The organism is Enterococcus sp. PF1-24 (assembly GCF_029893325.1).
Classification (GTDB): Bacteria; Bacillota; Bacilli; order Lactobacillales; family Enterococcaceae; genus HY326.
This window is the reverse complement of the sequence record NZ_JARXWL010000002.1, coordinates 59423-78798: the sequence shown is the minus strand read 5'-3', so window position 1 is coordinate 78798 and position 19376 is coordinate 59423. Positions and strand designations below refer to the sequence as shown.

General features: G+C 35.4%; 21 protein-coding genes. All 21 read right to left on the bottom strand.

Annotated features, from left to right (window positions below):
• Nucleotides 1-187: 187 nt before the first annotated feature.
• On the bottom strand, nt 188-676 hold the full coding sequence (locus M2139_RS01345) for a hypothetical protein (RefSeq protein ID WP_280737010.1): 489 nt from the start codon (nt 674-676) through the stop codon (nt 188-190).
• A complete protein-coding gene (locus M2139_RS01340) occupies nt 657-1463 on the bottom strand; it encodes a DUF3100 domain-containing protein (protein WP_280737011.1) in 807 nt (268 codons plus the stop codon). Before M2139_RS01340 ends, M2139_RS01345 begins: the two co-directional genes overlap by 20 nt.
• Before the next feature lie 3 nt (nt 1464-1466).
• Nucleotides 1467-2735, bottom strand: a complete 1269-nt coding sequence (locus M2139_RS01335) for a M20/M25/M40 family metallo-hydrolase (RefSeq protein ID WP_280737012.1) — start codon at nt 2733-2735, stop codon at nt 1467-1469.
• Between the two features lie 406 nt (nt 2736-3141).
• Entirely contained in the window at nt 3142-3888 is a 747-nt protein-coding gene (locus M2139_RS01330; protein ID WP_280737013.1) for a TraX family protein, read from the bottom strand.
• A gap of 65 nt (nt 3889-3953) precedes the next feature.
• Nucleotides 3954-5249 (bottom strand): HAMP domain-containing sensor histidine kinase, encoded by a 1296-nt coding sequence (locus M2139_RS01325; protein ID WP_280737014.1) that lies wholly within the window; start codon nt 5247-5249, stop codon nt 3954-3956.
• The gene (locus M2139_RS01320; RefSeq protein ID WP_280737015.1) at nt 5250-5927 is read right to left on the bottom strand and encodes a response regulator transcription factor; all 678 of its coding nucleotides are present in this window, start codon (nt 5925-5927) and stop codon (nt 5250-5252) included.
• Nucleotides 5928-6167: 240 nt separating this feature from the next.
• Nucleotides 6168-6611 (bottom strand): ethanolamine utilization protein EutQ, encoded by a 444-nt coding sequence (locus tag M2139_RS01315; protein WP_280737016.1) that lies wholly within the window; start codon nt 6609-6611, stop codon nt 6168-6170.
• Nucleotides 6612-6664: 53 nt separating this feature from the next.
• Nucleotides 6665-7753, bottom strand: a complete 1089-nt coding sequence (gene eutH, locus M2139_RS01310) for an ethanolamine utilization protein EutH (protein ID WP_280737017.1) — start codon at nt 7751-7753, stop codon at nt 6665-6667.
• A gap of 26 nt (nt 7754-7779) precedes the next feature.
• Nucleotides 7780-8055, bottom strand: a complete 276-nt coding sequence (locus tag M2139_RS01305; protein WP_280737018.1) for a EutN/CcmL family microcompartment protein — start codon at nt 8053-8055, stop codon at nt 7780-7782.
• Between the two features lie 4 nt (nt 8056-8059).
• Nucleotides 8060-8698 (bottom strand): ethanolamine utilization protein, encoded by a 639-nt coding sequence (locus tag M2139_RS01300; protein ID WP_280737019.1) that lies wholly within the window; start codon nt 8696-8698, stop codon nt 8060-8062.
• Between the two features lie 13 nt (nt 8699-8711).
• Nucleotides 8712-9335 (bottom strand): ethanolamine utilization phosphate acetyltransferase EutD, encoded by a 624-nt coding sequence (gene eutD, locus M2139_RS01295; protein ID WP_280737020.1) that lies wholly within the window; start codon nt 9333-9335, stop codon nt 8712-8714.
• Nucleotides 9332-9946, bottom strand: a complete 615-nt coding sequence (locus M2139_RS01290; protein WP_280737021.1) for a hypothetical protein — start codon at nt 9944-9946, stop codon at nt 9332-9334. The genes eutD and M2139_RS01290 overlap by 4 nt, the downstream gene beginning before the upstream one ends.
• A gap of 123 nt (nt 9947-10069) precedes the next feature.
• Entirely contained in the window at nt 10070-10354 is a 285-nt protein-coding gene (eutM, locus tag M2139_RS01285) for an ethanolamine utilization microcompartment protein EutM (protein WP_280737022.1), read from the bottom strand.
• Nucleotides 10355-10429: 75 nt separating this feature from the next.
• Nucleotides 10430-11902, bottom strand: coding sequence for an acetaldehyde dehydrogenase (acetylating) (locus M2139_RS01280; RefSeq protein WP_280737023.1), 1473 nt, complete (start codon nt 11900-11902; stop codon nt 10430-10432).
• Nucleotides 11899-12453, bottom strand: coding sequence for a BMC domain-containing protein (locus M2139_RS01275; protein ID WP_280737024.1), 555 nt, complete (start codon nt 12451-12453; stop codon nt 11899-11901). The genes M2139_RS01280 and M2139_RS01275 overlap by 4 nt, the downstream gene beginning before the upstream one ends.
• 30 nt (nt 12454-12483) lie before the next feature.
• Entirely contained in the window at nt 12484-13140 is a 657-nt protein-coding gene (eutL, locus tag M2139_RS01270) for an ethanolamine utilization microcompartment protein EutL (RefSeq protein WP_280737025.1), read from the bottom strand.
• Between the two features lie 46 nt (nt 13141-13186).
• Nucleotides 13187-14086, bottom strand: a complete 900-nt coding sequence (gene eutC, locus M2139_RS01265) for an ethanolamine ammonia-lyase subunit EutC (RefSeq protein ID WP_280737026.1) — start codon at nt 14084-14086, stop codon at nt 13187-13189.
• 15 nt (nt 14087-14101) lie between these two features.
• Nucleotides 14102-15466 (bottom strand): ethanolamine ammonia-lyase subunit EutB, encoded by a 1365-nt coding sequence (locus tag M2139_RS01260; RefSeq protein WP_280737027.1) that lies wholly within the window; start codon nt 15464-15466, stop codon nt 14102-14104.
• A 71-nt stretch (nt 15467-15537) separates the two neighbouring features.
• On the bottom strand, nt 15538-16956 hold the full coding sequence (eutA, locus tag M2139_RS01255; protein ID WP_280737087.1) for an ethanolamine ammonia-lyase reactivating factor EutA: 1419 nt from the start codon (nt 16954-16956) through the stop codon (nt 15538-15540).
• A 118-nt stretch (nt 16957-17074) separates the two neighbouring features.
• Complete coding sequence (locus tag M2139_RS01250; RefSeq protein ID WP_280737028.1) at nt 17075-18517, bottom strand: sensor histidine kinase; 1443 nt, start codon at nt 18515-18517, stop codon at nt 17075-17077.
• The gene (locus tag M2139_RS01245; RefSeq protein WP_280737029.1) at nt 18510-19082 is read right to left on the bottom strand and encodes a response regulator; all 573 of its coding nucleotides are present in this window, start codon (nt 19080-19082) and stop codon (nt 18510-18512) included. The genes M2139_RS01250 and M2139_RS01245 overlap by 8 nt, the downstream gene beginning before the upstream one ends.
• Nucleotides 19083-19376: the final 294 nt, after the last annotated feature.

The following is a 19376-nucleotide window of genomic DNA, read 5'->3' as shown; positions in this document are numbered from 1 at the left end:
TATTGCCTCCAAATAGTATTTGTGTTGCTTTTCACAAAAACACTTTCTTATAGCTACTTTCAGGAATCATTCTATCACTCTGAAAAGGCTTACTCAATGACAAATTATTGTTAAAAGGATGGATTATTGCTCTTTTACTATTTGAAAGCTACCCATTTTTCTTAATCTTCGAAGACTAGCTAATTTATTATTTCCCCGATAGCCACAATCCAATTTGAGCAATAATACTACTTCCTAAATAGGTTCCGATAAAAACAAAAATAGCAACAATCGCAATTTTCCATGAAGTTTTACGTAAGTCACTTAAACTATTGGCTACGGAAATTCCTGCAAAAGCTAAAATTGGTGTGGTAATTGATAAAAAATCAACTCCCGAAATTGCTTTAACAAAAAAATCAGAAATTAGGCAGAAAAATAAAGAAACTAAGGATACCCAACCTAAAATTGGAAAATCAGCTAAAATTTTAATTCCAGTTCTCTTAACTAATTTAGAAACAAAAATACCAATCATTGAAAAAGACCATAAAACAGCTAAGCCTTGAAAAGTTTGCAAGGTAATCGGCGTTGAGGCTGGATTTTTTATTAATTTAATTCCTTGTGTAAATAAAATAAAGAGCACGCTCATCAATAAAATCAGTGATACTTGTAGATATTCATTAGGCTGTTTCTTTTCCACTTTTTCCACCTCCTGTTAAAAAGTTATACATAAATCGTTGTAAAGGTACCGCTACAAAAACCATCGTATAAGTTCCTAAGAAACTTGTTAATAGCTGACTAGCTGCAGCATAAGCCGCAATCGTGGTTTCATGCTCAGGCATAATCGCAATTAAGGAAGATGAGGCAGCTGTCATCATACTAGCGGAACCAACTCCAGAGCTCATAGCCAACGCTCGATAATCCAGACCTAAACCCAACATCATCGGAGCAAAAATACTAAAGAAGATTGAGCCAAATAAAGTTCCGATTAAGTAAAGGGATAAAACGCCGCGACCTTCTGGCGAGTTTAACGTATATTTTTCTGAAATATAAGCAAGTTCTCCTTCACGCCCTAAGCCTAGCGTCGCACCAATCGCTTCTCTGCGTAAGCCTAACATCAGCGCCACTGGCAGCCCGATAATGACCGTTCCCACATTTCCTAGTTCTTGGAATAAAAAGACCCAGCCAACACTTAAAATTTCTTTTAAGCGTGGTGCAACATCTGCTCCATAACGTGCCATTAAAGGAAGCATAATATACATTAAATATTTACCAGAAAATTCAATATTCGCTTTAGCATAAACTTTTTTTAATAAGCCAAAGCGGATCCCTGGTAAACCCAAAATCATTGCAAACAAAACAGCAAAGACTAAAGGTAAAATAGTAATTGTCGTGCTTCCTAAAACCACAAATTGCATACCAATCATTTCTGATGCGACAACAATTAAAGCGACAAAAGGAATCAACCAAACTAAATGTTTTTTCATTCTCTAAATCCTCCCTTCCATTGAATCAATCAATTCTTGATATTCAGCAAATGTCCGTTTATAAAATTTGCTGTAATCTAAATTGCTAGACATTTCTGCAAAAATAGCAACTAAAAATTCTGGAAAAGTTTGCAAAACAAATTCAGGGTCAATCATTTTGAAATCATCTCCATGAATCGCTCCTTTAAAACCACCATAGCTCACTTGAATACAGGGCAGCATAAAAGATAAATCCCCAATATCGCCGGCAGCAGCGATACTCCCACGATTATCAATTATGTCAGGAATGGCTGTCCATTGATTAAAAACTTTTTCAACGAAATGATTTAAATAGCGATTTTGCACAAAAGGTAGATAGCCCATCTCCGTTTCAATCGTCACTTCTCCTTCTAAAGCTGCCGCACTACCCTTAGCCGCATGATCCAGCTTGCGAGCTACTTCTGGCATATATTCCAGCGTCTTACAACGCAAATCCGTTCCGACCGTGATACGATTAGGAATTACGTTGGTTGACATATCGCTCGCCAAAATAATCGGGTTAACACGAATAGATTCAGTGTCTTTAAATTGCTGACGACTTAAGCCAACAGCAGTATTAAATAAAGTTGATATACTATAAGCATTTACGCCAGAAAATGGGTCAAAACCAGCATGGGTCGCTTTCCCGCTAAAATGGTATTTTTTATATAAAAAACCAGCTAAATCACAATTAATTTCGATAGTTGGCTGCGTAAATAATTCTCCAATAGCATGAACACACACGCCAAAATCAATCTCATCAAAAATTCCTAAACGCATCGCTTCAGGTTTCCCACCAAGAAATTGAATCTTGCCTGCTGAGCGCAACGATTTACGATAATCTAAATCCAGATATTCTTCAGCGGGTACAAAAATAAAACACAAATTGAAATCCAGTTTTTGATAAGCTTTTGTCACAAAATAATGGTGATACAAAGTTAAAGCAATCGCAACTTGAGTAAAATGACCGCAATTATGGGCGGCTCCTGTTTCGGAATCAGCTTGAAAATGGGTAGGTGCATAAACAGCATCTAACTCAGCAATAAAAGCCATGGTTTTGGCTTTATCCTTTGATAAATAAGTCTTAATACCAGTTTCTGAAAATTGTTCAACCTTAATTTTAGGATTAATTTCTCGCAATTCTGTTAAAATTTTTTTAGAAGTTCGAAATTCCTTATAGCCTAATTCTGGATGTAAAAACAAATCTTCTGTAAACGGTTTTATTTTATGGTAATACTCCTTAAAAGTTGACATGTACATCTACTCCCCTTCACTTTATTATTGGTAAAAAATATACATTCATTAGAAAAATATAGTTATCTTTTGACGATTAAATCAAAATATAAAACTCCCACCCTGCAAGTCAGTTCTATCTTTTTTCCAACGACACCACTGATTCGCCAATCACTCAAATCGTTATTTTTATCTTATAATTTCAAATTTTCAAAGTCAAACTAACTAATAAAAAAACAGTCAAATTAACAGCTGAAAGCCTTGCTATACCTGACTATTTTCTATTTTCGAAAATATATTTTCTATTTTTGAGAGAAAAAAAGACAGCGAATCAGCAAGATTTCCAATTACTAGCTTGTTTCAGCTAATAAAGAAATTTTTCTGTAATTCACTGTCTAAAAAAATCAAATCATTAATAAAATCTATCTTATCCTAAAAAATTACGAATAAAAACTAACAACATTAAATGGACCGGATAAAAAAGATAGAACCCCCATTTTACCCATTGCGGCGAATAACCTCTTTGACCGTTGTAATTGAGCAATAAAGGAATCACTAATAATAAGCCAAAACCAGTAAAAATCGTATACAAAGGAACCGCTTCAGGCATATAAAAATAACCTGATAACATTATAAAAACAAGAAAAGCTAACGTATAAAGGACTGGAATAATCACTCTCTTTTTAGCATCTTTGATGCGATAAAAACCATAAATCAATAACACCCCAATCAAGGGCCAGTCGGAAAACATGGTTAACCCGCTAAATAAAATCACTAAAAGTCCCTGTAAAACACCGTGATTAACTTTTTCACAGATAGAAATCAATATCAAGCCCATTAATAAAGTAAAGAAAATATTATTAACTAGCTGGATTGGACTAAATGACCCTGAAGCATAAAATAATTGTTGAAAAGGATACGCCGAAATCACACTAAAAAGTGCTAAGCGACTCCCATATTTCACCTTATTGCGCGTATAACGAAAACCTTCTACTAATAAATACGCCATAATTGGAAAAGTCAATTTTCCAATAAACTCTGTAAAGAAAAATAATGCCTCTGAATATTTATCAATCGCTAACCCTGAACCGAGATGATTTAAAAACATTGCGACAATTGCTACAACCTTTAAATGAAAGGCATCAAAACCACCTGTTACTTTTTCACTATCCATTACTACCCCTCTTTCTTTTTTCACAATATTTATGATAATGGAAAAAAGCCAACAAACAATCCGTCCTAAGTCTGATTTAATTCAATAATAAATATGCTACCTTTGGGATTATTTTCTTGAAATAAAAGCTGTCCTTGCTGCATTTCTACTAACTCTTTAGCAATTGCTAAGCCTAAACCATATCCCCCAGTTTTACGATTGCGGGATTGATCTTCCCGATAAAAACGATTAAATATATATGGCTGACTTTCACGACTAATACCACAGCCTGTATCAGCTAACTTGATCCGTAGTTTCTCTTTATATTTTTCTACAGATAAAGCTATTTTATCGCCAGTTTGTGTATACTTTAAAGCATTATCTAATAAAGTCACTAAAACTTGATGCAGTTTTTTTTCGTCAATAGTAAGCGTCATTGGCAACAGTTCGCCAAATTCAAAAACTTTTTCCTGTAAAACAGCTAATTCTTGATAAGGTTCTACCACTTTTAATAAAAATTGTGGCAAATCAAGCGTTTCGTTAACCAACTGAACACCACCAGCATCAGATTGCGTCAACGTTAATAAATCACTAGTTAACTGGGTCAATCGTTGCGTTTCATTCAAAGCAACCGCAATATTTTCTGATTCATCAATAATCTGCTCATATGGTTTCGTTAAAAGCAACTCAAGCTTACTTTGAATAATTGTTAATGGCGAACGCAACTCATGAGAAGCATCAGAAACAAATAACTGTTGCTGTTGTAGACTTTTATGAATCGGTTGAATACTCTTTTGCGACAGCCAAAAACTCAAAGCAACAGCGACCGCAAAGAAGAAAAACATGCAAATAATCAACAACCATTTCATTCGCTGAATGGTATCTTCCAACTGATTAGTATTGACGATTAATTGTAAATAACTGACTGGTTCATATTTATCTTGAAATTCAGCAGATAGCTCTTTTGTCAAAGTACGAAAAATCAATTTACCGCCGTCCTCAGCTGTAATAGTGGTGGTTTTCACTTCATCTAAATTATCAGCGGACCAAGTCAAATTTTGATATTCTTTAATGCGATTGCCTAAATCCCCTTCATTAACAATCGTTCCATCGCTCGCTCGCAAAATGAACTGAATCTGAAAATCACTAGGTGGCTTAATTTGCGGATTTTTTTGATCTTTTGTCGGATTAGGTAAACGTAAAAACTCTTCTAGTCGTTGGTCATTTTCTGACATTTCTAAAAGTTGATTATCTACATCTTGATACATAGAAATTTGTAATAGCTGAAAAATAATCAATCCTAAACAAATAAATAGCGAAGCAAAAGCGATAAAATTTTGAATAAAAAACTTCCATTGTTGTTTTTTTAACTGTTTTTCCATCTAATCCTTCCGTTCTAACAAATAACCTACATTACGAATCGTGCGAATCCAATCGGTAATGCCAATTTTTTTTAACTCTTTGCGCAAATTACTAATATAAACTTCCACAACTGAAATCGCCGTTTCTGAATCATAACCCCAAATTCTTTCAAAAATTTGTTCTTTTGTTACAATAATTCTTTGATTCCTTAAAAGATAGGTTAATAATTCAAATAATTTCCCTTGTAATGCTAAGGTTTTATCTTGATAACTAATTTCATAGCGAGATAAATGACAAGTCAATCCTTCAAAATATAATACCTCTTCTTCTTTGAAGCCTTGACTACGTTTCAAAATAGCTTTCACTCGCATCAATAATTCTTCTCGATGAAATGGTTTCACTAAATAATCATCCGCACCTTTTTTGAAGCCAGCAACTTTATCACTAAGTTCACCTCTAGCGGTTAAAAGTAAGACCGGAGTTGTAATCGCCATTTCCCGCAAAGCCCATAAAATATCTAAGCCATTCTTGCCAGGCAACATAATATCTAACACAATTAAATCATATTTACCAGTCTCAGCAGCAATCTGCCCTTCCAGCCCATCATGAAACAATTGACTCTTCCCTAAGCTCTTTAACGTTTCGCCAATTGAAATTGCTAATTGTTCTTCATCTTCAATCACAAGAAAACTATACATTCCATCACCTTCTTCTCTTCATTATATACGAAATTGTTAGCAATAGAAATTCTTGCTAGCAAAAGCCTAAACTAAATAATTCTGCTATGTTCTATTTTAGAAAAGTTAGCTTAAATGAAACTTAAAAACAGAACACTACTATATTTAATTCTGTATTTTGCTGGAGAGTTGAACAAGCTTGTCCCTATTTATATAAAAAAAGACAGCTATCTAAAATTTAGATAACTGTCTTTTCTTATCTTATTGATTTGCCCAGTCTGCTGGATAAGTGACATAAACAAAACGTGACTCACCAGTTACTGAAAATTTAATTTGACTACTTTTCGGGATAAAAATTATCTCTCCTGCTTTAGCAGAAATTTTTCGGCCGTCAATTAAAATATCTAGTTGACCAGAAAGAATGTAATCAATTTCATCATATTCTAACAACCAATCAAAAGTTGTATCTCTCATCACCATTAATCCACAACCAAGACGTGGACTTTCTTCCAAAGAAACTAAATCTTTCGTATAAACAATATCATCAGGGTTACCTGTATCTAGGCGATCTTCTTCCGATACATCAAGTTCTGGTAAACGAATAGAAAGAATTCCACTTGGATCCACTTGCTTAGCTGGCATTAATTTTTCCATCACAATTTGACGAACCATTTGTTCTAACATTTCACGATTCATTTCAGTCATATATTATGCTCCTCACTCGTGTCATAGTAGTAATTATTTAAATTGAACTGATTTTATACATTTTCAGAAGTTGAACGGTTAGCCATAAACATGGCTACAAAAATAGCAGTTACCCCAGCGACTAATTTTCCAATCATCATTGGGAAAATCATTTCTTTAGCTACACCTGCTGTAAAACCTAAATGATCACCTAAAACAAAGGCTGCAGAAACGGCAAAAGCCACGTTAATTATTTTGCCTCGTCGATCCATGTCTTTCATCATTTGAAACATCGGAATACTGTTAGCTAGTGTAGCTACTAAACCTGCTGCTGCTACTTCATTCATGCCCATTACTTCACCTAATTTTAATAACGGTTTATTAAAGACTTTTGTAATCACTGCTACTAAACAGAAAGCACCTGACAAGGTTAAAGCAATCCCACCAACTGTTTCAATGCCATCAGTAACTGGTGCAATTCCTTCAATTAAAGTAATACCTAATAATAATTGAATCGCACCTACAACTAAGCCAAAGATTGCTACTGCTACAACCCCTTTACCAAAATAAGTAAAGCCTTTAATCATCGCTTTTGGTGCGAACCATAAGCCTAACATGATTACGGCTGCAAAAATTACAATCGGAATTAGATTGACTAAAATCATACCAATTGGCATACCAGCTACTAAACCACCTGCTAAACAGCCGATAGGAATCGTAACCATCCCACTTAAAACGCCAGTTGCTAAATATTGTTGATCATCTTTTTCAATAATGCCTAGGGCAACGGGAATTGTAAAAACAATCGTTGGTCCCATCATAGCACCTAAAATCGTGCCAGCAAATAAACCAGCTTGGGGATCAACTGCCATTTGTTGCGCTAAAGCAAAACCACCCATATCATTTGCCAAAATAGTTGTAGCAAACATAGACGGATCCGCACCTAACATACTGTAAAAAGGTACAACAATTGGACTTAATAAATCAGCTAAAATTGGTGCTAAGGTGATAATCCCCACCATTGATAAAGCCAAAGCCCCCATCGACATAATTCCTTCTTCAAATTGTGCGCCTAAACCAAGTTTTCCACCAATTACGTGGTCAATGGCGCCGACAATCATGAAGAAAACCATAATATACATAATTATTTCATTAATACTCATTTACGCAATACCTCCTAATAAACTATTTAAACATCATCATTTTTTTCCAATGAATCGACTACGCCAACAATCATGGCGTCAATTGGCACATCCAAGTTCTCTGCAGAAATACGAGCGGCTTTTCCTTGAACGACTAAAACTAAATCACCAATCCCAGCACCAGCATTATCAGCTGCTACTAAATTGCCTTCAGGTTGATTAGCTGTCGTATTCCAGACTTCTACTAACATAAACTTTAAGCCATTAAGCTTTTCATCTTTTCTAGTAGCCCATAAACTACCTGTTACTCTACCTAATAGCATGCTGCTACTCCTTTACTAGTTTAATATTTTTTTCTCGTAAATAATCTTCAGCTAAAGGAGTTAAACGTTGCTGGGCAGTTAAAACAAATGTATCAGAATTTTTTAATTGTTGCATCAACATTTTTTCCGTAACATAACTAGTTCCAGGTTTAATCTCTTTAGTTATTAACTTTTTTTTGAGATTGTGTTGCAATTTAGCGATTTCTTCTAAGTTACAATCAAAGGTTACCCCATAGCTTTCAACTTGCTGACAAAATTCATCATAACGTTTAAAAACGCCAAAACGTGCTTGTTGCTTCAATTGTTGACGATCAACTTCACAAGCCAAAATCCAAACAGGTTTCCCTTTAAATAAAAATCGCTTGATTGCACCAGTTAAATAATCAATCGTTTGTAAATTTGCTACTGCTACTAATTGCGACAAACTTAAAACATTAACCAATAATGCTTGAGCAGACTGTTCTTCCGGGCGCACCCATTGTACAGCCTTTTCAATCTCCGCGATTTTTTCTTGAGGATATTCGCCAACTTGTCGGATAATGGCAACGGCTGGTTTAGTAGTTGCTGATGGAAAGGAGTCAATCTTTTTTAAAATTTTATCAGTAACTTCTTTAATAATTAGCTCTATTTCAGCTACTTTCATAAAATACTCCTCCCTATTTAACGATTCTTCCTAAATCGCCTTTTTGAAAACCACAGGCATTAGCCTCATCATAATCAATATGCATATAGGTGGCAAATTTAGGGCTAACTCGTACAACTACATCATCAAAAATTAACGGTCGCTGACTTTGAATTTCAACTTTAACAATTTCTTGGTTAGTAACTCCTAATTTTTCTGCATCTTCAGGAGTCATATGAATGTGTCTTTTAGCAATAATCAGGCCCTTTTCTAAGGCAAGTGATTTTTCTCCATTCATAATAATAACTCCAGGCGTTCCAGCAATATCGCCACTTTCACGAACGGGGGCGTTAATTCCTAATACCCGCACATCTGTCATAGAAACTTCAACTTGTGATTCTGGGCGCTCAGGTCCTAAAATAATTACATTTTGAAAGATTCCTTTAGGTCCAGCAATCGTAACTCGCTCTTTACAAGCAAATTGACCAGGTTGCGATAAATCTTTGGCTTTTGTTAATTGATAACCTTCACCAAATAACTGATCAATTGCGGATCTTGATAGATGAACGTGTCGACCTGACGCTTCTACTTCAAAGGAATCAGTTTGTTGTTTTACTTGTTTAATGACTTCATTAATAATTTCTTCGATTTGATTCACAGCTCCACCTCCAATCCCGCTAAGCTTTCAAGCCGTAAGTTTTTTATAAACAATGTTTTCCATTCTTTAAATAGCTCAAGATTTTTTGGAGAAATAATTTCTTTTTTCTTGCTTAAAAGTAAACTAATCTCTTCAATACTTTGGTAACATTCATAACAGTAATAATTCCAAATTCGAGAAAAAATTTGAGTTGGTACAATTTGCTGTTCTTCCTTTTTTGGTAAGAGAGTCTGAATTTGTTGTGTTAGAATGCTTTTTCTAAAAGTTAGTAGCCAATGTTGTTGTTGCTCTAAATACAACCAACCTTGACTTGCTAAATCTTGATTTGCTAGTTGTGGGAAAAATAGTTGATTATGCAAATGTAAAATCCGATTTGCTACTTCAGCTAGTTGAGCTTTTGTTTCTTGGTCGCTAACTTGGCTACCCTCTAATAATCTATTTTTAGAGATTAAAGTTTGTTTTTGTTCTTCAAGTTTAATCTGATGCTCTCTTAAATAACTTTTAGCTGATGGTGTAAAAATATCTCCTTGCAAAAAATACAAAGTACTTCCAACCACCAGTTGCTTTTTTCTTAATTTTTGTCGAATTGCTTCTTCTGTAATGACACTCATGGGCAATCATCCTACTTATCATTGCAGTTTCAAATAAAAAAGAGCAGAGGAATAGACATTTAGCTATTAATCATAAAAATCAATGCCTATCCTCTTAAACCTGCTCTCTTTTTAATCTTCTGCTTATTGATTTACTTGTGGTAAAATTGCATCTACTTCTGAATGTGGACGTGGAATTACATGCACTGATAATAATTCGCCAACTCGTTCAGCTGCTGCAGCACCTGCATCTGTTGCTGCTTTAACAGCACCTACATCACCACGAACCATTACAGTTACTAAGCCGCCACCAACTTGTTCTTTACCCATTAAAGTAACGTTAGCTGCTTTTACCATTGCATCGGCTGCTTCAATAGCACCTACTAAACCACGAGTTTCGATCATTCCTAAAGCATTTGTACTTGACATAATTTTTTCCTCCTAATTATCTAGCAATTTTTTTGCTAGACTCACTTGTTTTTTATTTAATTAATTTATTACAAATTATTGTAATTTAGCTAAGATTTGAGTAACTAACGTTTCTATTAATGCTTCGTCACTCAAAGAAAATTGACTATTCGTTGCAGTCGCACATTGGTTAGCGGCTTCACGAATTTCAGATAATTCTCTAGTACCATATGCTACTCTTCTGATATTAAACAGATGTTGTGGGCCAATGTTATCAGAAGTTGAACTACCACCGACAGTTCCACAACCTAATGTTAAAGCGGGTACTAAATCAGTAGTACCACCAATCCCACCTAAAGCAGCAGGCGTATTAACTAATAAACGAGAAACTGGTTTTTGTAACCCAAAAGCCCGAATTACCTCACGATTTTCTGTATGAATCGTCATCGTGTGGCCCACACCTTCGCCTTCAAGAATCTTAACAGAGAGTTCACAAGCTGCTTGCCAATTTTCCACTGTGTAAAAAGCGATTATCGGCGCTAATTTTTCTCGAGAATAAGGATATTGATGGCCTACATTAGTTTCTTCTGCCACAATTAAACGACAACCTTGTGGTAAATTTAAACCAGCAATTTCTGCAATATGTTGGACTGAGCGACCCACAATTTGCGGATTCATCGTACCATTAGGCCGTAAAATAAATTTTGATAACTTTTCTGATTCAGCTGATGTTAAGAAATAAGCACCTTGTTTAATTAATTCATCATGAACCGCTTGTTTATTAACTTCTTCAACAATAATTGATTGTTCAGAAGCACAAATTGTACCGTTATCAAAAGTTTTAGAGTCCATAATTCGTTGAACTGCTAATTTTACATTAGCACTGCGTTCAATATAAGCAGGACCATTTCCTGGGCCAACGCCAATTGCTGGCGTACCAGAAGAATAAGCGGCTCGTACCATCGCATTTCCACCAGTAGCTAAAATTAAATTAGTGTCACGATTGGTCATTAACTCTTGTGTCCCTTGCATTGTTGGTAAAGTCATGACAGAAACGCAATCTGTTGGAGCACCAACTTTTTCTAAAGCTGCCTTGATAATCTCCACCGTCGCAATAATTGCCTTTAAAGCATTAGGATGTGGTGAAAAGACTATACTGTTGCCAGCTTTCAGAGAGATTAACGCTTTATAAATAACTGTTGAAGTTGGATTGGTTGAAGGAATTAGCCCTGCAATCACACCCATCGGCACCGCAATTTCAGTTATTTTTTTCTCGAGATCTTCTTCAATCACGCCGACTGTTTTCATATCTTTGATGTATTCATAAACAGATTGGGAAGCAAAAGTATTTTTAATTACTTTATCTTGCCAAATCCCAAAACCAGTTTCTTCATGGGCCATTTTTGCTAATTTTTCTCTTTGCCCGTAAGTTGCTTCAGAAACTGCCTGACAAATCGTATCAATTTGTGTTTGAGAGTAGCCAGCTAAGATTTTTTGTGCTTTTTTAGCTTTACGAATTAAAAGCCGAACTTCTTGGATTGATTGTAAATCTTTATCAATTAAGGTCACTCACTATCACTTCTTTCTAATTCTGCTAGTATTGTTTCTACTAAAAGTGTCTTGTTAGCAAATTTAATTTCTTTTTTCGTTAGCGTTGTTAAATTCATTTGGTAAGCTTTTTTCCGTAAGTCGACTACCTTCATTTTCATTAACTCAGCTCTTTCATCTGTTGCTGGTGCTACTTCAGTGATAGCTGCTACTGGTTCTTCAATTTCGATAAATTCTTCAACCGCTACCACTTCTTCAATCACTGGTTCTTCTACAATTTCAATAATTACTTCTTCTTCAGAAACTTTTTTTCGCATCATTTCTTCGGTTTGTTCATCTAAACGAGCTATGACATGGCTAGAGATTAAACAATTTAACTCTTTGGCTACTTGTGTACCAGCATCAATTGCCGCTTTAACAGCAGCCACATCACCGACCACTTCAATCGTTGTCAAACCACCACGAATAATTTCAGCGTTGTTCAAATTAACATTTGCAGCTTTTAATGCAGCGTCTGCTGCACTAATTGCCCCTAAGTAACCACGAACTTCAATCATTCCTAAAGCTATCATGGGCATCCCATCCTTTCCTTAAGCTGCCTTCTAATTGTAGCCTAAAGGATTGTCAGCAACATTTTGAACAGCTTGTGCAAACGCATTACAGGCTGCTTTACAAGCAGATTGACTACCAGTAAGTAAACCGCCACCAAAGTTAGTTTCTGAAGGTGGTCCATAAAAGACACCCATCGTAACATCAGCGGCTTTTAATGCTGCATCTAAGCCAAGCATCGCTTCAATTGGTGGGGCGATTAAATAAGCAATCGCTTCGCCTTCTGGAATATTGGCTGCTTTAGATAAAAAACTACCTGAGCGAGAAACCACATGAGCGAAATAAGGAATACTATCATCCTCATTCGCACTAATAAAGCTGGCATCATTTTCAATCACTTGGATAGCAGCCGCTAAACCACTATTGACTTCAGCTGGGCTCGGTCCTGCTAAAATGCCAATCACTTCACCAGCTAATTTCGTTGAGGCATTACCAGCCCCACCATAAAAACTTTGCGCATAAACGACTTCCACATCGGCTGCTTTAGTTGCTTCATCTAAAGCAACATAAGTAACATCATCACAATCTGATGTGATGATCCCCAAAGCACGCATTCCTTTACTTAGCTTTAATTGCTCTGCTAAAGCTGGGTCGGCATTCGGGATTACTTTTGCACTTAGGACACTTGCGCCTAATCGATCATTTCTCATTAAATTGCCTCCTCGTTCGTTTTAAGGTATTATTTTTTTACAAAATTTATTCTGCTTCTTTTAAGTCAATACCGGATTTTTTCTTGGTAAGCATCTTGTTAATTAATTCAGCAATATAAGCACCGGCTTCAACTGCTGGCGTACCACCTTTGTGAATATTAGAGATTACTGTGCGGCGAGCTTCTGGCATACCGACAGTTGGGCGATAAGCGATATAAGCACTCATTGATTCTGCAGTTACTAAGCCAGGCCGCTCACCAACTAATAAACAAACAACATCCGCATCAGTAATTTCACCAATTTGATCCATCGCAGGTACCCGACAATATTTCACAAAAACTACTTCATCAAAATCAAGATTATACATTTTTAAACCTTGCTTGATAGAAGGAATAATTTCTTTAATATTTGCGCCAATCGCTGCAGAACTTAAACCGTCACCCACTACCATTTGAATTTTAGCACCACGTTTTGTATGCTTTTTAATAATTTCAGCATTTTCTTCATCAAAAACACGACCGTAATCAGGGCGAGTTAAGTATTCATCTTTTGATTCACAAATCGTTTTTGTAGAGACAAAATTCATTTCTTCAATGATTTCCACCGGTACATCTGAGAAAACTGCATCTTGAGCGGCCGCATGGTCTGCTCTAAAACGTAAAATAGACTGTGTCATATAACGTTGACCAGCACGCCACACACCTAATCTTGATGGTGTGTAGGATTTCATTTTCAAATAACCATCTTTGTCATTGGGTGTAGGTACTAGTAATTGTTTCCGTAAATCAATTTCAGTGATGTCAGGTAAAAAGCCTTCTTCCACTTCACAGCTTACTTCAGGAACTAATTGTAATGTTTCTGTTGCGCTGTCAGCTTCAATCGCTTGTTTCCCAACTAATTCACTTAAAATGGTTTCTACCATTTGTTTAATTTCTTGTTCTTTCATTCTTTTCACCCTCTCTTACTTTAAGAATAATGATGCATCGCCAGCAATATCAGTTAGCTTGCCGTTTTCCATAATTCCCATTTTTTCTAACCAGATTTCAAATTCACGAATTGGTTTTAATCCAAACATTTCACGAATCGTTGCTGATTCATGGAAACCTGTTGTTTGATAATTCAACATAACATCATCCCCATGAGGAATGCCCATAACATAAGTACAACCTGCTGCTGCTAATAAAACAATTAAGTTTTCCATATCATTTTGGTCAGCTTTCATATGGTTGGTGTAACATACATCACAACCCATTGAAATTCCGGTTAATTTACCCATAAAATGATCTTCCAAGCCGGCACGAATAACTTGTTTTGAATCATATAAATATTCTGGTCCGATAAAACCTACTACCGTATTAACGATATATGGATCGAATTTTTTAGCAAAACCATAACAACGAGCTTCCATGGTTACTTGGTCAGCTCCGAAGTTCGCTTCAGAAGATAGCTCAGAACCTTGACCTGTTTCAAAATACATAACATTAGGTCCAGCTGCTTGACCATGTTGAATCGCTAAATCTTTGGCTTCTTGAATTAAATCGCCACTAATCCCAAAAGCGGTGTTGCCTTTTTCAGAACCAGCAATTGATTGAAAGACTAACCCAGTTGGTGCGCCTTGACGAATCGCTTCCATCTGAGTGGTTACATGAGCTAAAACACAAGTTTGGGTTGGAATATCCCATTTACTGCGGAATTCTTCAAATTTATTCAAAATGCGGACAACACTTTCAGTGGAGTCATCAACCGGATTCAATCCAATCACCGCATCTCCCACACCGTAAGATAAACCTTCCATCACAGAAGCCATAATCCCGTCGACATTATCAGTTGGGTGATTAGGTTGTAGTCGCGCTGAAAATGTGCCTGGACGACCAATTGTCGTATTAGCAGTTTTTTCAATTTTAATTTTTTTAGCGCCAACAACTAAATCAAGATTTGACATTAATTTACAAACAGCCGCTACCATTTCTGAAGTTAAACCACGAGCTACTCGTTTAATATCAAAATCAGTGGTTTTATCAGATAAAATCCATTCCCGTAACTCTTCCACCGTCCAATGTTTAATGGACTCAAAAATTCTTAAATTCACTTGATCAATAATAATTCTAGTAACTTCATCTTCTTCATAAGGCACCACAGGATTGTTAAATAAATCATTTAAAGTCAACTGTGACAAAACAACTTTTGCAGCAACTCTTTCTTCTGAGCTAGTTGCGGCAACGCCAGCTAACTTATCCCCAGATTTTTCTTCATTGGCTTTGGCTAAAACTTCTTTAACAGTTTGAAATGCATAAGTTTTACCAAAAAGCTTTGTTTTCAAAATCATTAATCTTTCACTCCTCATTTATTCATCTATTTATAAATTTTTTAAAATTAGTACCCAATAATAAAGTAGTGTTAATTAAAAACTAAAGTCTTAACAATTACTGGTAAAACCGCTCCTTCAGCAACGGGTTGCCCAATATCTATATAATCGCCATTTTCTACCACAATCGAATCAATGCAGACAAAGGGATAGTCTTGCGGTAAATGAGCAAAAATACTATGACCTAAAGCTTTTGCCATATCTTCTTTAACACTCACAATCAATGGAATTTTTTCTTTCACTAAATCTTGAAGACCATTGACAATGCCTTCTGCATAACGTTGAATATCACTGAACTTAGGATTTTTTAACCCTTCAATTGCTAAAACAATTTGCGGGGTATTTTCCTCTAAGCGATACCAGTTTAATTTTTCTTGAATTGTCTGTGCCATTTCATTAGCTGCTAAAGTTTCATCTTGTTTAGCAATTTTCAGAATTGGCAAATTTTTAATCGGCAGAATTTCTTCTGTATAAGCAATTGTGCTACCACTAACTTCAGCGGTATGAGAACCCGCTCCAACTACCGTTGCTCGAATCGTTTCAAGTGAATGTAAAACTTGCTTTTCCGTAAACAAACGGGAATGTCGCAAATGATAACCTAACAACTTACCGATATCTCCATATTCAAAAAGGTTATCGCTTAAATTTTCAGCTAAGCAATCCGCAACGCCACCTGAAAAGGTTAAAGAAATAATTTCTTTTTCCAATTTCAAGCCATGATTGGTTACTAATAAGTCATAAAATTGACTTTTTCCTCCAATGCCAACGCTGTTTTCTAAAACTAATACTAATTCTTGAACGACTTTTTCTAAATCAGCAACTGTCACTTTTTGTTGTAAAGTAATGGGAAGCTTTAAAGTTGCAACGATTTCTTGAATTTTAGGGGCAATATAAGTCACCACCATGGTTTTGGGATCTAATTTAATTAAACGTCCACCAATATCAAAACAAGCAGTATCAGCTGTGTCGCCATCTTTAAAGACTGCTAAATTACTAGTTCCTCCACCAATATCAATATTGGCAACAGCTCCCTTATGTTCTTTGGATAATTGTTGCGTGCCTGCTCCTTTGCCAGCAATAATACTCTCTAAATCAGGGCCAGCTGTCGCTACTACAAAGTCACCGGCAAAACCACTAAGGGCCTCTAAAACTTTACTAGCATTGGTTTTCCGCGCTGTTTCACCCGTAATAATTACTGCGCCCATTTGAATATCTGTTTTTTTGATACCAGCTTTTTGATACTCTTCCGTTACAAAACGCTTGATTGGTTCATCGGCAATTTCGGTTTGATTGATTAATGGTGTAAAAATAATCTCGCTACGATAAACAACCTTTTTTTCAGAAATTGAAATCCGCGGTACCGTAAATACGGACGCAAAGTTTTCAACCGTTAGCTCTGATAAAACTAATTGTGTGGTTGATGTTCCTAAGTCAATGCCGACAGTTAACATTTTTTCTTTTGCCAAAATCTCACCACCTTTAATTTTTTCAATAACTGATAAAAAGAAAAAGACACTTAAAAAAGGAGAGGGTTGCTCTCGAACTTTTTTAAGCGTCTTTGCTTAATTGCTAAACAACGTCAATGTTGTTTATTCTGAAAGTAAAACAAGTTATCGTTCCTTGATTTTTACTTGATTCAATTTTAATTTTACCTTTTAACTTATCTTTGACATAGCTGTTGATAATCATCAATCCTAAGCTATCACCATGATTGGCTTTAGGATCAAAGCCGACACCATTATCTGCTACCGTAATCGAAACCAAATCGCGATCTTTTTTACCAGTAATTTGAACTTTACCTTGTTGATTGGTTTCAAAAGCATGATCAAAAATATTTTGTAATAACTCATTTACAATTAAAGAAATTGTTACCATCTCATCACTCAATACATGAATATCTCGATCAATATCTAAAGAAAGTTCAATATCTCGAGAGTTTTGAATCAAATGACGAAAGTTAAAAGTGACCGCATCCAGTGTTTGATGTAAAGAAACACAATCTTCTACTTGTTTAGATAGCAACTCATGAGTACTAGCAATTGCCATAATCCGTGAAACACTCTCACGTAAAACTTTTTGAGCTTCTTCACTTTTCGTTCGTCTTGCTTGAATCCTCAATAAAGAAACAATTGACTGTAAATTATTTTTCACGCGATGATGAATTTCTCGAATCGCCACCGATTTAGAAATAATCTCAGCTTCTTTACTTTTAACATCTGTGCAATCTTGAATAATGACTACTAGTTTACCACCATTTTCAATCCAAATCTTTTTAATAATAAAGTAGTAATTTAAATAGCCCGTTTCAATTTCACTTGGTTGATTTGGGTTTTCGTAAGTCATTTGGTACATAGTATAATCAAAAGTTGTATAATCTAAAGTCAAATTATCATAGTGCATATCGAGAATTTGATCTTTATAGCCAATTTTTCGATAAAGACGTTCCGCTACCAGATTGCTAGAGACTAAGTAGCCGTAGTTATCAAAGATTAAAATTGCTTCATGCAGCTGGTTGACAAAAATATCATCTAGATGATTCAAAGCTTCTGAAGATTGAATTTGATCCATCTTATCAGAAATAATATTGTTATTCACTCGTACAAATTCTTCAGCGAAATCTTTTTCTAAAATTGTCACGCCGATTGTTTTCTCTTGATTTTTGATAGGATAAACGGACTGTTGAATCAAGACTGCTTCTTGGCTTAAAGCCATCAGCTTGACTGAATTCATACCAGTTTCTAAAGTTCGTAAAACACCAGGTTCATTCTCCAACAAAGCATCTCGACCAACGACTACTTCTTGATAAAGAGAAGCTTTCATTTTTGGTGGCTTATGATAAACAACTAATGCTGCTTTTTTTACATCGCTATAAATATCAATAAAAACATCAATATCTTGATAACCTAAATTTTCTTCCACTTGTTGAGCGGCATTTAATAACTCTTGGATATCACTATCACTCAAGGAACTATAGTCACGACAAAGTCGGATTAATTCAGCTTCTTTATTCATCGCTCATCACAATCAATTCAGCAATTTCACTCATCGGGCAACGCTTATCCATACTCAATTTACGAATCATTTGATAAGCATCAGCTTCGCTTAGATTATTTTCTTTACTTAAAATTCCTTTGGCTTTTTCAATCACTTTGCGTTCTTCTAATTTCATTTTTAATTTTTCAATTTCATTTAATAATTCACGATTTTCTTGCCCTCTAGCAATACTCATCTCTAAGGTAGGAATGAGTGATTTTTCATCCAATGGCTTAACTAGATAGCCAATTGCACCAAGTTTTTTGGCTCGGCTAGTATTTTCAGTATCGCTATATGCAGAAAGAAATACGATACTATTAGCAGATTGATCTTGGATAATCTTTTTTCCCGCTTTTAGCCCATCTAATACCGGCATTTGAATATCCATTAGAACTACGTCGGGAAGTGTTTTCTTACAAATTTCAATTGCTTCAAAACCATCGGCAGCTTCGCCCACAACTTCGTAGCCAGCGCCATGTAAAATATCGCAAATATCAACTCTAGTAATAGGTTCATCATCGACTACAACAATTCTGCCATTCATTCCTTCACGTCCTTATCATTTTTTCCTCAAAAATAATTTATATACTATTTCTGTCAGCAGAGATTCTTTACAATAGCGCTTTTTTCTATCATAGTTCTTCTTCTTTGAAAAAACTATAAGATTAAATTTGTTATTTTAAAAAAATCACCGCTTTATTAGAAAATCATATCATAAGCTACTTTTGATTCATTTTAATCAATAAGTACTGCTCCGTCAATGCAAAAGTATCTAAAAGTTTTTTCAGATAAACTAAAAAAATTAGTATTAAAATGGTAATTTTATAATTTATCTTCC

What these genes read in the sequence shown, in the direction of transcription:
- eutA (WP_280737087.1), bottom strand. Translation starts at nt 16,956, where the DNA reads ATGTTAACTGTCGGCATTGACTTAGGAACATCAACCACACAATTAGTT.
- M2139_RS01260 (WP_280737027.1), bottom strand. Translation starts at nt 15,466, where the DNA reads ATGATTTTGAAAACAAAGCTTTTTGGTAAAACTTATGCATTTCAAACT.
- M2139_RS01340 (WP_280737011.1), bottom strand. Translation starts at nt 1,463, where the DNA reads ATGAAAAAACATTTAGTTTGGTTGATTCCTTTTGTCGCTTTAATTGTT.
- eutH (WP_280737017.1), bottom strand. Translation starts at nt 7,753, where the DNA reads ATGAGTATTAATGAAATAATTATGTATATTATGGTTTTCTTCATGATT.
- M2139_RS01320 (WP_280737015.1), bottom strand. Translation starts at nt 5,927, where the DNA reads ATGTATAGTTTTCTTGTGATTGAAGATGAAGAACAATTAGCAATTTCA.
- M2139_RS01275 (WP_280737024.1), bottom strand. Translation starts at nt 12,453, where the DNA reads ATGATAGCTTTAGGAATGATTGAAGTTCGTGGTTACTTAGGGGCAATT.
- M2139_RS01335 (WP_280737012.1), bottom strand. Translation starts at nt 2,735, where the DNA reads ATGTCAACTTTTAAGGAGTATTACCATAAAATAAAACCGTTTACAGAA.
- M2139_RS01290 (WP_280737021.1), bottom strand. Translation starts at nt 9,946, where the DNA reads ATGAGTGTCATTACAGAAGAAGCAATTCGACAAAAATTAAGAAAAAAG.
- eutC (WP_280737026.1), bottom strand. Translation starts at nt 14,086, where the DNA reads ATGAAAGAACAAGAAATTAAACAAATGGTAGAAACCATTTTAAGTGAA.
- M2139_RS01330 (WP_280737013.1), bottom strand. Translation starts at nt 3,888, where the DNA reads ATGGATAGTGAAAAAGTAACAGGTGGTTTTGATGCCTTTCATTTAAAG.
- M2139_RS01315 (WP_280737016.1), bottom strand. Translation starts at nt 6,611, where the DNA reads ATGACTGAAATGAATCGTGAAATGTTAGAACAAATGGTTCGTCAAATT.
- M2139_RS01300 (WP_280737019.1), bottom strand. Translation starts at nt 8,698, where the DNA reads ATGAAAGTAGCTGAAATAGAGCTAATTATTAAAGAAGTTACTGATAAA.
- M2139_RS01250 (WP_280737028.1), bottom strand. Translation starts at nt 18,517, where the DNA reads ATGAATAAAGAAGCTGAATTAATCCGACTTTGTCGTGACTATAGTTCC.
- M2139_RS01245 (WP_280737029.1), bottom strand. Translation starts at nt 19,082, where the DNA reads ATGAATGGCAGAATTGTTGTAGTCGATGATGAACCTATTACTAGAGTT.
- eutM (WP_280737022.1), bottom strand. Translation starts at nt 10,354, where the DNA reads ATGTCAAGTACAAATGCTTTAGGAATGATCGAAACTCGTGGTTTAGTA.
- M2139_RS01305 (WP_280737018.1), bottom strand. Translation starts at nt 8,055, where the DNA reads ATGCTATTAGGTAGAGTAACAGGTAGTTTATGGGCTACTAGAAAAGAT.
- eutL (WP_280737025.1), bottom strand. Translation starts at nt 13,140, where the DNA reads ATGAGAAATGATCGATTAGGCGCAAGTGTCCTAAGTGCAAAAGTAATC.
- M2139_RS01325 (WP_280737014.1), bottom strand. Translation starts at nt 5,249, where the DNA reads ATGGAAAAACAGTTAAAAAAACAACAATGGAAGTTTTTTATTCAAAAT.